The organism is Hymenobacter norwichensis DSM 15439, from assembly GCF_000420705.1.
Taxonomy (GTDB): domain Bacteria; phylum Bacteroidota; class Bacteroidia; order Cytophagales; family Hymenobacteraceae; genus Hymenobacter; species Hymenobacter norwichensis.
This window is the reverse complement of the sequence record NZ_ATVL01000008.1, coordinates 352,584-366,230: the sequence shown is the minus strand read 5'-3', so window position 1 is coordinate 366,230 and position 13,647 is coordinate 352,584. Positions and strand designations below refer to the sequence as shown.

Sequence of the window (13,647 nt, the reverse complement as noted above, 5' to 3'; positions counted from 1 at the left end):
CTTCACTAGCATAGCAAAATCTATACATTTAGCTTCCATTTTTCAACCTTCCTTTCCAAGCCGTGCAACCCATTCTACAAGCAATTGATGTGCATAAAGCCTATGCCGCGCACACGGCCCTCAACGGCGTCAGCCTCGACATTCCGGAGCGCAGCATCTTCGGGCTGCTGGGGCCCAACGGGGCCGGCAAAACGTCCCTCATCCGCATCATCACCCAGATTACCGCAGCCGACTCCGGTGAAATTCGGGTGCGCGGCGAGAAGCTGAACCCCAAGCACATCGGCCAAATTGGATACTTGCCCGAGGAGCGCGGCCTTTATAAGAAGATGAAAGTAGGGGAGCAACTGCTGTATCTGGCGCAGTTGCGGGGCTTATCGAAAGCTGATGCCACGCAACGGATTAAGGGCTGGCTGGATCGGTTGGAGTTGAAGCCCTGGGTAAGCAAGAACGTGGAGGACCTCAGCAAAGGCATGCAGCAGAAGGTGCAGTTCATTGCCACTGTACTGCACGAGCCTAGCATCATCATTCTGGATGAGCCGTTTTCGGGTTTCGACCCCATCAACGCCAACCTCATCAAAGACGAAATTCTGGAACTGCGCCAACGAGGCGCCACCATTATCTTCAGTACCCACCGCATGGAATCGGTGGAAGAGCTGTGCGACAACATTGCCCTGATCAACCGCTCCCACAAGGTGCTCGATGGTTCGGTGCGCGACATCAAAAACACCTTCAAAACCCAAACCTACGAGGTAGAAGGCCGCGGCCGGCTGATGGTAACGCACCCCGATTTTGAAGTGCTGGAGCACAAAGAGCGCGAAAACGGCCACTTCTACGACCGAATCAAGCTGCACGCCGGCACCACCCCCAACGACCTGCTACGCTACCTCATCGGCAATGTGGAAGTGCACGCCTTCCGGGAGCAGATCCCCAGCATTAACGATATTTTCATTCGGCGCGTGCAGGAAACCATGCCCGAAAGCCTAGTGGAAGAAGTGAAAAACTAGGAAGCAGAAGCTAGGAGTTGAGAGCATGACTTCCTCTTCTTAACTCCCTGCTTCCTGATTTCTACGCTCCTCACTTCTAGCTTCTATCTCCTCGCTTCTAGCTCCCCAATATAAAATCATGGATAAAATCTGGTTGATCATCCAGCGCGAATACCTGACGCGCGTTCGGAAAAAAAGCTTTCTGATTATGTCGTTGCTGGCGCCGCTGTTGCTGGCCGGCACTACGGTGGGCATTGCCAAGCTGTCGGGCTCTTCGGATGTTGACGTAGTGGCCGTCCGCGACGAGAGCGGGCAGCAAGTACTTGCCAACCTGGTGGGTAACGATGATGTGCGGTTTGTGCCGGCGGCTGGCAACTCCCTGACCGAAGCCACGGCGGCTTTCAAAAAGGCCAAGCCCAAGCAACACGCGTTGCTGTATTTCCCGCCCACTTTCTCCCTCGACAACAGCAAAGGAATTCAGTTGCTGGCTGATGGCAACGTCAGCCTGAAGCGCCAGAACAACATCCGCAAAGCCGTAAACAAAACGGTTGGCGAGCTGAAGATGAAACGGTCGGGCCTCAACCAAACCGTCATTGAAAACCTGTCGGCTAACGTGGATATGGATGCCGTGGACCTGAGCCAGGTAGGCGGCCGCAAGAACAACGTCGGCGCTACTACTGGGGCCGCTTATTTGCTCTCGATTCTGGTGTATATGTTCATCTTCATCTACGGCGTGCAGGTGATGCGCGGTGTGAGCGAAGAGAAATCCAGCCGCATTATGGAGGTGATGCTGTCGTCGGTGAAGCCCTTTCAGTTGATGATGGGCAAGATTTTGGGCATTGCGGCGGTGGTGTTCACGCAGTTTGCCCTGTGGATTGTCTTGTCGTGGGGCCTTACCACGGTTGCGGCTCCCCTGCTGGCAGATAGTATGAAAAAGTCGCCGCCTGCGGCAGCCGCAGCGGGAGTGCAGGAGGCCGCCAACAACCGTGAGTCAGCCACCTACGATGCTGCCAAGGCCACCGCGCCTACCGCCCCGGAGGTAGCTGCCAGCCCGCTTGATTTTCTGGATGGGCTGCCCATCGGGTCCATCATTGGGGGCTTCCTATTCTTCTTCCTGGGGGGCTACCTGCTGTACTCGTCCATGTTTGCAGCCATCGGGGCCGCCGTTGATGACCAGACTGATGCCCAGCAGTTCATGTTCCCGGTCACGATTCCGCTCATTCTCAGCTATATCGTCAGTATCAACGTCATCATCAACGGCGACCCGAACGGACCTCTGGCGTTCTGGCTGTCCATGATTCCGTTCACCTCACCCATTGCCATGGTGATGCGTCTGCCGTTTGGGGTGCCCATGTGGCAGCTTTTGCTGTCGGCGGTGCTGCTGGTGGGGGGCTTCATCTTCACTACGTGGGTAGCCAGCCGCATCTACCGCGTGGGCGTGCTCATGTACGGTAAGAAGGTGAACTACCGCGAGTTGTCGCGCTGGATGTTCTACAAAGGTTAGCGCAACGCGGCGTTGGCCGGCCTTAATTTTGAAAGCCCTGGTGCCATACGGTGCCGGGGCTTTCTGCGTAGAGCCAAAGCCCACGCACAACGATTCCTGCGGCGTACAGCCTATCTTCGTGCATGCATCCACAACGCTTTCAACCGTTTCTTCGGCCGCTTGCGGTCTGGCTGGTGCTGGTTCTGCTTAGCAGCTTCACCGCGGCCGATAAGCCCGCCTACCGCCTGTTTACGGCCACCGGCAAGCCCGCCGACTACGACAAGATGCTGAAGGAGCTAGCCGCGGCCGACGTGGTGTTCTTCGGGGAGCAGCACAACGACCCTATCGGGCACTGGCTGGAATTGCAGCTTACCAAAGACCTGGCTCGCCTCAAGCAGGGACAATTTGTGTTGGGCCTGGAAATGCTGGAGCGCGATGTGCAGCCCTTGGTGGATCAGTACACCACCGGCGAGCTAGACGATAAAGGCTTCGAGGAGCAAAGCCGTCCCTGGCCCAACTACGCCACCGACTACAAGCCGCTGCTTCAGTTGGCAAAGCAACAGAAGTTTCGGGTGGTGGGCACCAACGTGCCGCGCCGTTACGCCTCGCAGGTAGCCAAAGGCAGTCTCACAGCCCTGAACACCTTGCCCGCCGAAGAAAAAGCCTGGATAGTGCCGCTGCCCATTACCGTTGATTACGAGCTGCCTGGGTATAAAAACATGGCCAAGATGTTCGGCGGCGACGCAGCCCATGCGGCTGACGTACAGAACATCATTCAAGCGCAGGCACTCAAAGATGCCACCATGGCGCACTTCCTAGCCCAAGCCCGCACCGATGGCCAGCTGCTGCTACATCTCAACGGTAGCTACCATTCCGACAACCACGACGGTATTTTGGCTTATCTGCGCCAACTAAATCCCAAGCTGAAAGTGCTGACCATCAGCACCGTGTCGCAGGAGCAGCTGGATAAACTAGACAAGGACAACCAGCAAAAAGCTGATTTTGTGTTGGCAGTGCCTGCCGATATGACTAAGACCTATTAAGCAGGCAGTCAGTGGTAAGCAATAGAGATTTCAACTATTTGAATATCAGATAAATAATTATTGTTCTTTATCTGATTATTTATGATTGGCTATTTAGTGGTTGAAACCAGCCGGCTACGCAGCCAGATTGGGCGGCCGGTCCTACTGCTACGCTAGTTTTTTGCCACCCAGGCACACTTCGTCGTGCAGCTCGATAAGGGATTTTACCTCGGGAAGAACATAGCTGCTGCCGTATTCACCGACCCATTCGCACACTGAAAACGCCTCGCTCCGAACGATGTACTGCTGTTCCCATTGTTGCTGTTCCTGCTCTTCTTCAGGCCCTCGGTAAGGAAAGCTATGGGGTGGGCGCCGCCAGCCGATGCGCCAGGGCTTCGGGCTGAGTCGGGCGCGGTAGCAGTTCTGCATCTGGCACAGGCGCACATAGATTTTATCGGTGCGCATCGCCGAAAAGACCTCTTGGGCTTTCGGGCTATTGGGGTCTAGAAGTTGGTGCGTGACAAGGAGGCGGAAACCTAAGCAGGTGCGGTAAAGCCGGAAATTCCAGTCGGGATACAGTTGCAACCAAGCCGTCAGACGCAGCCGCAACTGTTCGCGCAGTTCGGGAGGAGATAAGCGTGGCGGAGGTGGAAGCGGGCTGAACAGGTTGCGCAGAAAATGGCGTAGGCTGAAGGGCTCTGACTCCGGTTCTGGTTGTAAGCCTTGGTCGTCTACATCTAACATCATCAGGCGCGGAGCATTCAGTACAAGACTACCGTAGCGGTTGCGGGTGAGAGCCGCAATTTGGTTGCCTTGGGAGTCGTGGACGCGCTGGATTAATTGCTCGCGCAGCGGGGCCGAGCCTGTTGGGTATTCACCTAACTTGTCGCCAGCGAGCAGGCGGGTGTAGCGCTGCTGCACTAGTTGCTCCGCCGCAGTTTTGGCTGCTGCCGGGCTGGTGTCGCTGCCCGCGTAAGCAGTGAGATAATACGGGTTGCCATCGGCATTGCGGCAGTCGAGCGTTGCCCAGGACCAGTAGGAGTATAGCTGCATAGGAGAAATAAGAAAAGCCAATGTAGCTTATTGGCTTTATTTTAGGCCCCGTAAAAGCAGCTTCCACCAACCACACCGCTATGATTTCCACTCAGAACCACGCCGGGTTGCCCGACAGCAGCGCGTTGCAACGCCTGTGTAAGGCGCTGGCAGTGCTTGATGCCCTCAACTCGCCCGAACCCGAGTACCGCTATTATTCCTACGATGCCACTTGGGATGCAGGGGAAGAGTTTTTCGAGATGAACGACGGCGAAGGGGACCAAATGCTAGTGTTGTTCCGGCCCGAAGGCTGCGTGATAAACGGCTACGCCGATGGCCTGGAGCAGCCCGAAAAATCACGCATCACCCGGGGGCTGCCCGCAGTATTCGACGAGTTTGTGTTTGGGGAGCCAGTTAACTCCATCGGTACTACGTTCTGCCTTTGGTACACGCTGCGCTACGGCTGGCAAACCGGCCCCCTCGACAACGAGGATGACGGTTCGGAAGACCTGCTGGATATCTTCGACGGCAACCCCGATACCTACGCCGAGTGGGCCAACGAATATTACCTCGACGAAACCGAGCGGGAACCCATCGAAACCGAAGCCGTAGCCAGTATCTACCGCCACGAGCCGCTTACCAAACCCCTGGTCCTGGCCATCAACAGCGAGATAAACGACTGGGCCGCGCTGGAAGTGGATTTGCAAGTTATCGGCTACCCCTACGATTTCAGTTAGTTCCATGCTGTTCCGCGAAGCCACCCTTGCCGATATTCCGGCCCTATTTGAAGTGCGCTACGCCGTGACGGAAAACGTATTGCGCAACCGAGCCCTGGTAACCGCCGAAAATACTGCCGACTACCTCACCCGCCGCGGCAAAGGCTGGCTGTGCAAAGTAGCAGGGCAGGTAGTTGGGTTTGCCATTGTCGATTTAGAGGGGCACAGCATATGGGCGTTGTTCGTGCGGCCCGAGTTTGTGGGGCACAGCATCGGCAAGCAACTGCACCACCTGATGCTGGCGTGGTATTTCGCCCAAACCTCGCAAACCGTGTCACTCAGTACTGCTCCTGGCACTCGCGCCGAGGAATTCTACCGGCGACACGGCTGGCAGGAAACTGGCCATAGCAGCAGCGGTGAGGTCCGGTTTGAAATGATAGCAGAAGAGTGGGAAAGTCACTTGAATAGCGTCTGATAATTATAACTGCACTTGTATGCGCCTTCGGGATGGGCTTTGGCTGTTTTTGTTATTGGGTGCTGGCCTGCACGTTAGGGCCCAAACAACTGCCCCCGCCTTCACAGTAGTACCGCTGGGCGTGAAAGGTGGGCTGGCCGAAAACAACCTTTCGGCGTATCTGGTGGCGCCGGCTGGCGCTACTGACTACGTGTGTTTGGATGCCGGCACGGTGTATAGCGGTGTGGAAAAGGCCGTTGCCAACAAGGTATTTACCGGGCCGACCAGCAACGTAGTGCGCACCAACATCAAAGCCTACCTGATTTCGCATGCCCACCTGGACCATGTGGCTGGCCTGCTGCTCAACGCCCCCGATGATACGCCGAAAAGCATCTACGGCCTTCAGAACTGCCTATCCACCATTCAGAACGACTATTTTAACTGGCGGGCCTGGCCTAATTTTGGGAGTGGCGGCAACCCACCAGCCATGGGCAAATACCAGTTGCGGGAGTTGGTGCCTCAGCAGGAAACGGCTATTGAGCACACGCCACTCCAGGTACAGGCGTTTGCGCTCAGCCACGGCAAGCCCTACCAGAGCGCGGCATTCCTGGTACGCTACCAGAACAGCTACCTCCTGTACCTCGGCGACACCGGCGCCGATGCCGTAGAGCAGAGCCATAACCTGCACGCGGTATGGCAAGCCGTGCAGCCGCTGGTGAAAGCTCGCCAACTCAAAGCCATTTTCATCGAAGCCTCGTACCCCAACGAACAGCCGGAGAAGCAGCTATTTGGGCACCTAACGCCCGCCCTGCTGATGCAGGAAATGCAGCACCTTAGCCAGCTAACGGGACTAGCCGCCCTTCGTGGCTTACCGGTGGTTGTCACCCACATCAAGCCCACGCCTGGCAATGAAGCCACCATCCGGCAGCAACTCACTGAAGCCAACAAGCTACAAGTGAAGCTAATATTTCCGGAGCAGGGGCAGCCGCTGGAGTTTTAATGAGAACTACATCAGCCGGTTACAGATAAGTTATGTCAGTTGCTACTACCATATTTCGAAAAGCACATCAGTCACAGTTAGGGCTGATTGAGTTACAGCTTCAAACCAGTGATAATCTGTTTCCCGTTGAAAATGAGGCCGACATATTCAGGACTGTAGGGCATACGGTAGAGGTTCGAAAACTTACAACTCCGCCAGAGTGGTTACCCTCAAGTATGCAAGTAGAAGCAGCAATAGCTTGGTTGTTTTACATCACCAAGCACAATGCAGGTGACGAACAGTTAACCTTCAGCGCAGGATTGCAGTCAGAAGATAATATTGAAGGCCAAACCACCACTGGGCAGTACTTATGTGCAATAGAATTTGAGAACGGTGTCCGACAGCTTCATATAGGTGCAGAAGATGAAGAGGCAATGGCGCAAAGAGCTTACGCGAATGATTGGATGCCTTTACGATTAGCGTCACCCTTATGGAATAGTCTCATTGAAGTGACATCAATAACGTCTGATAAACGTGGAATATGTACCCGCATTCCGCAGCTTCAAACTGGGGAGCAATTTTACTTTCATTATATCCTAGCAGAAAACCCATACCGCGAGTTGGTAAATTATCCCGGAGAAATAGACCTCGCAACGTGGATCGCCGTTGACCAGCCAAAACATAGATTAGAGCAGGCTTGGCTAGAACACACACAAAAGCTCCGACCGTGAGGTCGGAGCTTTTATAATTATAACTAAAAACTGCTTGCTTACGACGAGAACGAAGAGCCGCAGCCGCAGGTGCTCTTAGCTTGGGGGTTGTTGAAGACGAAGCCGCGGGCGTTGAGGCCGTCTTGGAAGTCAACTTCCATACCCAGCACGTACATGGCGTGCTTCTTATCCATGATGAGCAATACGCCATCAAGGTCGAAAACTTCGTCCTGCTCCTTGGGCTTGTCGAAGCCGAGCAGATAGCTCATGCCCGAGCAGCCACCGCCCTGCACACCTACGCGCAGGCCATATTCGCCGGGAACGTTCTTTTCAACTAAAATATTCCGAACCTCTTCCAGCGCACGGGGCGTGAGGCTAATAGGAGCAAGTTTGGTGGAAACGGCGGTTGCCATAGTGTGTTCTTGTTTAGGGAAGTAAGGCCGTAAAGATACAAAGCCAGACAGTATTGTGAAGCCTAGACTATTTCAAGAGGTATCCTTTGATATCCTTGAAAAGGCCTTCGTTGACTACAACAGTGTAGCGGTGCCTGGGGTTCACGGTGTATCTTTGGCAGTAGAAAAATCGTGCCAGCTTGCTCGAAAGAGGGCTTACACTACCCAAGCTACCTTTTTTGGCCCCAACCATCGGCGGCTTTGGGTCGTAGCTTTCTGCTTATCCCTTCTGCTTACTTTCTGTTCGTAACCTCTTCTGATGGATACTACCGCTTACCTCTTCGATTTGCTTAAGATTGTTTTGCCGGCTCTCATCGTGGCCGGATCTATTTTTTACTTGATTCGGCAATACTTGGAGAAAGAGCAGCAGCGCCGCCTGATTGAGTTGCGCCTCGAATCCACTAAAACCACGTTGCCGCTGCGTTTACAAGCCTTAGAGCGCGTTACGCTGCTGCTAGAGCGTATTACGCCCAATAACATGCTTATCCGGCTCGGCAGCGCCGGCCAAACTGCCCCCGATTATCACCGCCTGCTACTTCAAGAAATTCGGGCCGAATACGAGCACAATCTGTCGCAGCAGCTTTACATGAGCCCCGAAACCTGGGCCGAGGTAAAGACGGCTAAAGAGCACATCCTGACCGTTATCAATAAGTCGTACCAAGGGCTTGCACAACCCCAGCAGGCACGCGGCACCGAACTGGCCAAGCGCATCCTCGAAACGCTAATCAATGAAGAGGCTGACCCAACTGAGCGCGCCTTGATAGCCGTGAAGCGGGAAGCAGCGGGGCTGTTCTAGATTTTTCAGAGAGCCAGCTCACTTGCTTATCAAGCTGTTCCACTGCCTAGAAGTCAACCACTCGCTATAACTCCACCCATGACGAAAATCCGCATTGCCGTAGATATGGATGAGGTAATTGCCGATTCCATAGCCCGGTTTCAGAAGTGGTACGGCCTTGACTTCCAAAGCACTATTACTCTGGAGCAGCTACAAGGCAAGAATGCCCACGAGGTAGTGGCACCCGAGCATCAGGCGGCGCTGCGAGAGTACCCTAACCGGCCCGGCTTTTTCAAGGATTTGCCTATCATGGCGGACAGCCAGCGCGTACTAGGCGAAATGGCGCAGCGCTACGAGTTGTTCATTGCCACTGCGGCTATGGAGTTTCCGAACTCCTTTCTCGACAAGTACAACTGGCTGCAACAGCACTTTCCCTTTATTCCGTGGCGTAACTACGTGTTCTGCGGCGACAAAAGCATCCTGAACGCTGACTACCTCATCGACGATAATGCCTTTAACTTCGACAATTTCCGGGGCGAGGGTATTCTGTTCAACGCGCCGCACAACGTGCACGAAACCCGCTACCGCCGCGTACATAGTTGGCTGGAAATAGGGGAGATATTCTTATAAGGATTGATAACAAAAGCCCGCCCGATGATTCAGGCGGGCTTTTTCATGTTAATGCAGTGCTATAGTTGAAGTTACACCGCCGTTAATTGCGCGTCGATGGCACGCTGGTAGCAGGCTTCGTAGAGTGGCACTATTTTGTCGGTAGCAAAGGTTTCGGCGTGGGCGCGGGCGGCGGCTTTGAATCGGGGTAGATTCTCGTCTTCCAGCACGAAGAGGGCGTTTTTTACCATGTCTTCTACGTCGCCCACGTTGCTCACCATACCCGTAATGCCGTGCTCGTTCAGCTCAGGAATACCGCCGGCGTTGGTACTGATAACCGGTACCTCGCACGACATGGCTTCCAGGGCTGCCAAGCCGAAGCTTTCCTTTTCCGAAGGCATCAAGAACAAGTCCGATACGCTCAGTACTTCCTCTACGGCTTCTAGCTTACCCAAGAACCGCACATCATTACTGGTCAAGCCCAGGTCACGGCAGATTTTCTCGATGCGGGGCCGGTCGGGGCCGTCACCGACCAGCAGGAGCTTGGCCGGTACATGCTTGCGTACCCCGTCGAAGATGTGCACGACGTCTTCCACGCGCTTTACCGAGCGAAAGTTGGAGGTATGGATGAGCAGCTTCTCGCCATCGGGGGCAATGGCGGCCTTGAAGTGGCTCTTGTCCTGCTTCTTGAACCGGTCGAGGTTAATGAAGTTGGGAATCACCTCAATGTCCTTCTCAATGGCGAAGTACTCGTAGGTTTCCTTGCGCAAATCGGCCGAAACCGCCGTCACGCCATCCGACTGATTGATGCTGAACGTTACCACGGGCTCGTAGCTGGCATCTTTGCCTACCAGCGTAATGTCGGTGCCGTGCAGGGTGGTGATGACCGGCACCCGGATGCCTTTGGTAATCAGAATCTGCTTAGCCATATAGGCCGCCGAGGCGTGCGGAATGGCGTAGTGCACGTGCAGCACATCCAGCTTCTCGTTCTGCACAATGTCCACCATCTTGCTGGCCAGCGCCAGCTCGTAGGGCGGAAACTGGAACAGCGGATACGGTGGAATGTAGACTTCGTGGTAAAACAGGTTCTCGTTGAAGAAATCGAGGCGAACCGGCTGGCTGTAAGTGATGAAATGGACGCGGTGACCCTTCAGGGCCAAGGCTTTACCGAGTTCGGTGGCTACGACGCCGGAGCCGCCGAAGGTAGGATAACAGACGATGCCGATATTCATGAGAGGGGGAGAGGGGGATGCTTCAGGAGCAAGGACACTGAAAATAAAAATTGGCGGCAAGCACCCCGGTTGGATGCCTTACCGCCAATTGCAGGTCAAGGAACAGACAGCGTGAAACAACAAATCATGACTTAATGAGCGACTTGTAGATGACGTCGTGGATGCGGGTGCGAATGTTGTACTGACGCAGCTTGTTGTTGCCAGCGTCGGGGTACACTCGGTTGGAAAGAAAGATGTAGAGGATTTTGTTTTCGGGGTCCATCCAAACGCAGGTGCCGGTGAAGCCGGTGTGGCCGAATGTGGTGGCTGGCGAGAGGTTGGACGTAGGACCTTCGGGCTTGCTAGGGTCGCCGTGGTCCCAGCCCAGGCCGTGCCGGTTGCCAGCTACCGTGCTGCGCGCAAACTCGGCTACTACGGGAGCCTGGAAGTAGTTGCGCCCGCCGTAGCGGCCGTTTTGCAGATTCATCTGCATCAGGATGGCCAGGTCGTTGGCGTTGGCAAACAGACCCGCGTGGCCTCCTACGCCGCCAATCATGGCCGCGGTTTGGTCGTGCACGGTGCCTTGCAGCTGGGTGCGGCGGTAGTAAGTGTCGTTTTCAGTGGGCGCAATGCACGACTGCGGAAACTTGGCCAGCGGGTTGTAGGTCATGGTGCCCAACCCCAGCGGCTTGTAGAACTGCTGGTCCAGGAAATTCTCCAGCGGCTGGTTCAGTAGCTTCTCGGCCACGCGCTTCAGAATAATGAAGCTTAGGTCGGAATATTCCACCGGGTACTTGCCGCGCGTTTTCGGCAGCAAGCTGGAGCGCTGCACCCAGGTCCAGACCGAATCCTCGGCGGTTTGCACGCTGAACAGCTTAGGCGTTACCTCGTTCGGGAAGCCGGCCTCGGCGGTGCTGGCGTAGAAGGTAGGCTTGGGGCCCGTTTTGGTGATGGTCTTCTCCCAGGTCGGGATGCCCGCTTTCAAGCCGGCTTGGTGCAGCAGCACCTCCCGCACGGTCATGTCGCGCTTGTTGGTGCCTTTCAGTTCGGGTAGGTACGCCGCTACTTTGCTGTCCAGGTTCAGGGTGCCCTGGTCCTTGAGGTACATAATGGCCTGCAAGGTGCCGGCCACTTTCGTTACGGAAGCCAAATCGTAGAGCGTGCTGGCATTCACGGGCTGCGCCTTGTCGTAGGTGCAGTAGCCGTAGCTTTTGTCGAACACCACGGCGCCGTCCTTGGCCACCAATACCTGGCAGCCGGGAGCCGCCGCATACGCCACCGATTCCAGCGCAATATTGTCGATTTGGGCCAGGATTTTCGAGTCCAGCCCTTCACTCTCCGGCGTGGAATAGCGCAGGCGGCGCAAATCGGGGGTTGGCAGGCCCGTACCGATTTTCAGCTCGGGCGTTACGGTTACAGGCAGGCGGCCTTTGGCAGGTAGCGCCCCGAATAGGATTTGGGGTACTACCAGTTGCGCAGCATAGGTGTCTTCGTAGCCGCACACCAGCGTCCGGGCGCTTTCCAGGTATTTCAGGGAGTAGGCATTACCCATGGCCACCACCACCGTTTTAACTTTCGGGTTGGCTTGCAGCTCCTTGATGAATTTCAGCGCCCCATCCCCAATACCGTAGTTGTGGGTGGGCGTGTTGTTCATGTTGTGCAGCGTCACGACCACCGTGTTGTAGGGCGCGAGGCGCGGCAGAATCCGGGCAAACGTGGAATCGGGGGCGTAGCGGTTGGGCACCGGATACACCGGCCCGTTTTGGTACTTGCCCATAATCTCGCTCAGCGTGCTGCCCGAAGCTGCTCCAATGGTAACGGTGGCAATGCGTAGCGTGTCGAGGCGCACGAAGGGCAGCAGATCGTCCTGATTTTTGACGACGGTGGTGGCGTGCTCAAATATTTCCTGGGCCACCGTGCGGCTTTGCGGCCGGTTGAGGCTGGTCATTAGGTTGGGCACATCAATAGGCTGCCGACGGTTCAGCCCCGCCCAGAACTTGGCCCGTAGAATCTTGCGGATTCGCTGATCCACGTCATCTTGAGCAATGGTGCCGGCGGCAAGGGCTTCCTTGATTTTGACAAGGGCCACTGGTACATCCTCCGAAAACAGCAGCACGTCGTTGCCGGCCAGCAGCGCCAGCGCATCCAACTGCCCCGGCTTGTAGAGGTCGGCCACGCTCTTCATGTTCAGCGCATCGGTGAACACCAGCCCCTTGTAATTCATCTTCTCCTTCAGCAGCCCCGTCACGAGGTTTCGCGAAATGGTGGCACTCGTGGAGCGCACCGTATCGAAAAGCGGCATGTAGAGGTGCCCTACCATCACGCCCATCACCCCCGACTGGAAGGCCTGCTGGAACGGATACAGGTCCATGTTGGTGAGGTGAGCCAGGTCGGAGTTGATAACAGGCAAGGCTACGTGTGAGTCCACGTCGGTGTCGCCGTGGCCGGGGAAGTGCTTGGCTACCGCCACAATGCCGTGGTCTTGCAGCCCGCGTACGTACTGCACGCCGCGCTTAGCCACTTGTTCTTTATCCTCGCCAAACGAGCGGTTACCGATAACCGGGTTGTCGGGGTTGGAGTTGATGTCCATCACCGGCGAAAAGCTGACGTGCACGCCCAGCGTTTTCATCTTCAGGGCAATTTCGCGGCCCATCTGGTAGATGTACTGGTCGTCGTCCATGGCGCCCAGCGTCATCTGCTTGGCGAAGTGCATGCTGGAATCCAGCCGCATATCAAGGCCCCACTCGGCGTCCAGCGCAATCAGCAGCGGGACTTTGGCAGCGGCCTGATAGCGGTTGGTGAGGATGGCCTGCCGGCGCGGACCGCCTTGCAAAAACATCAGCCCGCCGATGTGCTGGTTGCGCACCAAATTCTCGATGCTCTGGGCGTGGCGCTTGTCCTTGTTGGAGTAGGCTGCCACCATGAATAGTTGGCCTAAGCGCTGGTCGGGCGTGAGCGAATTGAACACGCTGTCCACCCAGTTTTGCTCGGCTACCGACCGGGGGCGGGCCGCATCTTCGTAGGGCACTGCCGATGTGATGAGTAGACCCGTCGCGGCCAAAAGCAGCAGTAAGAGTCTAATCCGAAAATCCTTGAGCATCGGCTCCCGTAGTAATGCTGGCGTGACAGGTAAGGTTGAAAGCAAGCGGAATTCGCCCTACTTTTGCTTGAATCCGTGAGTGAAAAGGAGGGCGGGCCGGATAGTCCGACGGTCGGTATAA

The 13,647-nt window shown here is 55.8% G+C and carries 13 protein-coding genes; 9 read left to right on the top strand and 4 right to left on the bottom strand.

Annotated features, from left to right (window positions below):
• The first annotated feature begins 62 nt into the window (after positions 1-62).
• The 3 genes from G536_RS0112630 (at position 63) to G536_RS0112620 (ending at position 3,509) form a co-directional block, all read left to right on the top strand.
• On the top strand, positions 63-1,004 hold the full coding sequence (locus G536_RS0112630) for an ABC transporter ATP-binding protein (RefSeq protein ID WP_022823962.1): 942 nt from the start codon (positions 63-65) through the stop codon (positions 1,002-1,004).
• A 118-nt stretch (positions 1,005-1,122) separates the two neighbouring features.
• The gene (locus G536_RS0112625; protein WP_022823961.1) at positions 1,123-2,487 is read left to right on the top strand and encodes an ABC transporter permease; all 1,365 of its coding nucleotides are present in this window, start codon (positions 1,123-1,125) and stop codon (positions 2,485-2,487) included.
• Positions 2,488-2,609: 122 nt separating this feature from the next.
• Positions 2,610-3,509 (top strand): ChaN family lipoprotein, encoded by a 900-nt coding sequence (locus tag G536_RS0112620; protein ID WP_051166944.1) that lies wholly within the window; start codon positions 2,610-2,612, stop codon positions 3,507-3,509.
• A 147-nt stretch (positions 3,510-3,656) separates the two neighbouring features.
• Here G536_RS0112620 and G536_RS0112615 read toward each other — a convergent pair whose 3' ends face one another.
• Complete coding sequence (locus G536_RS0112615) at positions 3,657-4,541, bottom strand: hypothetical protein (protein WP_022823959.1); 885 nt, start codon at positions 4,539-4,541, stop codon at positions 3,657-3,659.
• A gap of 80 nt (positions 4,542-4,621) precedes the next feature.
• Here G536_RS0112615 and G536_RS0112610 point away from each other — a divergent pair, with 80 nt between their 5' ends.
• From G536_RS0112610 to G536_RS0112595, 4 genes are read left to right on the top strand one after another with little or no spacing between them, the layout of a single operon-like run.
• Entirely contained in the window at positions 4,622-5,257 is a 636-nt protein-coding gene (locus G536_RS0112610) for a hypothetical protein (RefSeq protein ID WP_022823958.1), read from the top strand.
• Between the two features lie 4 nt (positions 5,258-5,261).
• Positions 5,262-5,711, top strand: coding sequence for a GNAT family N-acetyltransferase (locus G536_RS0112605; RefSeq protein WP_022823957.1), 450 nt, complete (start codon positions 5,262-5,264; stop codon positions 5,709-5,711).
• A 19-nt stretch (positions 5,712-5,730) separates the two neighbouring features.
• On the top strand, positions 5,731-6,690 hold the full coding sequence (locus G536_RS0112600; protein ID WP_022823956.1) for an MBL fold metallo-hydrolase: 960 nt from the start codon (positions 5,731-5,733) through the stop codon (positions 6,688-6,690).
• Between the two features lie 32 nt (positions 6,691-6,722).
• On the top strand, positions 6,723-7,400 hold the full coding sequence (locus G536_RS0112595; RefSeq protein ID WP_022823955.1) for a hypothetical protein: 678 nt from the start codon (positions 6,723-6,725) through the stop codon (positions 7,398-7,400).
• Between the two features lie 38 nt (positions 7,401-7,438).
• On the opposite strand, the gene G536_RS0112590 is transcribed toward G536_RS0112595, so the two are convergent.
• Positions 7,439-7,792: a HesB/IscA family protein gene (locus G536_RS0112590; RefSeq protein ID WP_022823954.1), complete on the bottom strand. Its 354-nt coding sequence runs from the start codon at positions 7,790-7,792 to the stop codon at positions 7,439-7,441.
• 298 nt (positions 7,793-8,090) lie between these two features.
• Here G536_RS0112590 and G536_RS0112585 point away from each other — a divergent pair, with 298 nt between their 5' ends.
• Together G536_RS0112585 and G536_RS0112580 are read left to right on the top strand one after the other, a co-directional pair.
• On the top strand, positions 8,091-8,627 hold the full coding sequence (locus G536_RS0112585; RefSeq protein WP_022823953.1) for a DUF7935 family protein: 537 nt from the start codon (positions 8,091-8,093) through the stop codon (positions 8,625-8,627).
• A gap of 78 nt (positions 8,628-8,705) precedes the next feature.
• Positions 8,706-9,236, top strand: a complete 531-nt coding sequence (locus G536_RS0112580) for a 5' nucleotidase, NT5C type (protein WP_022823952.1) — start codon at positions 8,706-8,708, stop codon at positions 9,234-9,236.
• 71 nt (positions 9,237-9,307) lie between these two features.
• Here G536_RS0112580 and bshA read toward each other — a convergent pair whose 3' ends face one another.
• Together bshA and G536_RS0112570 are read right to left on the bottom strand one after the other, a co-directional pair.
• The gene (gene bshA, locus G536_RS0112575) at positions 9,308-10,447 is read right to left on the bottom strand and encodes an N-acetyl-alpha-D-glucosaminyl L-malate synthase BshA (RefSeq protein WP_022823951.1); all 1,140 of its coding nucleotides are present in this window, start codon (positions 10,445-10,447) and stop codon (positions 9,308-9,310) included.
• Positions 10,448-10,571: 124 nt separating this feature from the next.
• Positions 10,572-13,571, bottom strand: coding sequence for a serine hydrolase domain-containing protein (locus G536_RS0112570; RefSeq protein ID WP_245575817.1), 3,000 nt, complete (start codon positions 13,569-13,571; stop codon positions 10,572-10,574).
• Positions 13,572-13,647 lie beyond the last annotated feature (76 nt).

Coding starts and splice junctions, on each gene's coding strand:
- G536_RS0112625 (WP_022823961.1), top strand. CDS start 1,123: ATGGATAAAATCTGGTTGATCATCCAGCGCGAATACCTGACGCGCGTT.
- G536_RS0112620 (WP_051166944.1), top strand. CDS start 2,610: ATGCATCCACAACGCTTTCAACCGTTTCTTCGGCCGCTTGCGGTCTGG.
- G536_RS0112615 (WP_022823959.1), bottom strand. CDS start 4,541: ATGCAGCTATACTCCTACTGGTCCTGGGCAACGCTCGACTGCCGCAAT.
- G536_RS0112610 (WP_022823958.1), top strand. CDS start 4,622: ATGATTTCCACTCAGAACCACGCCGGGTTGCCCGACAGCAGCGCGTTG.
- G536_RS0112605 (WP_022823957.1), top strand. CDS start 5,262: ATGCTGTTCCGCGAAGCCACCCTTGCCGATATTCCGGCCCTATTTGAA.
- G536_RS0112600 (WP_022823956.1), top strand. CDS start 5,731: ATGCGCCTTCGGGATGGGCTTTGGCTGTTTTTGTTATTGGGTGCTGGC.
- G536_RS0112595 (WP_022823955.1), top strand. CDS start 6,723: ATGTCAGTTGCTACTACCATATTTCGAAAAGCACATCAGTCACAGTTA.
- G536_RS0112590 (WP_022823954.1), bottom strand. CDS start 7,792: ATGGCAACCGCCGTTTCCACCAAACTTGCTCCTATTAGCCTCACGCCC.
- G536_RS0112585 (WP_022823953.1), top strand. CDS start 8,091: ATGGATACTACCGCTTACCTCTTCGATTTGCTTAAGATTGTTTTGCCG.
- G536_RS0112580 (WP_022823952.1), top strand. CDS start 8,706: ATGACGAAAATCCGCATTGCCGTAGATATGGATGAGGTAATTGCCGAT.
- bshA (WP_022823951.1), bottom strand. CDS start 10,447: ATGAATATCGGCATCGTCTGTTATCCTACCTTCGGCGGCTCCGGCGTC.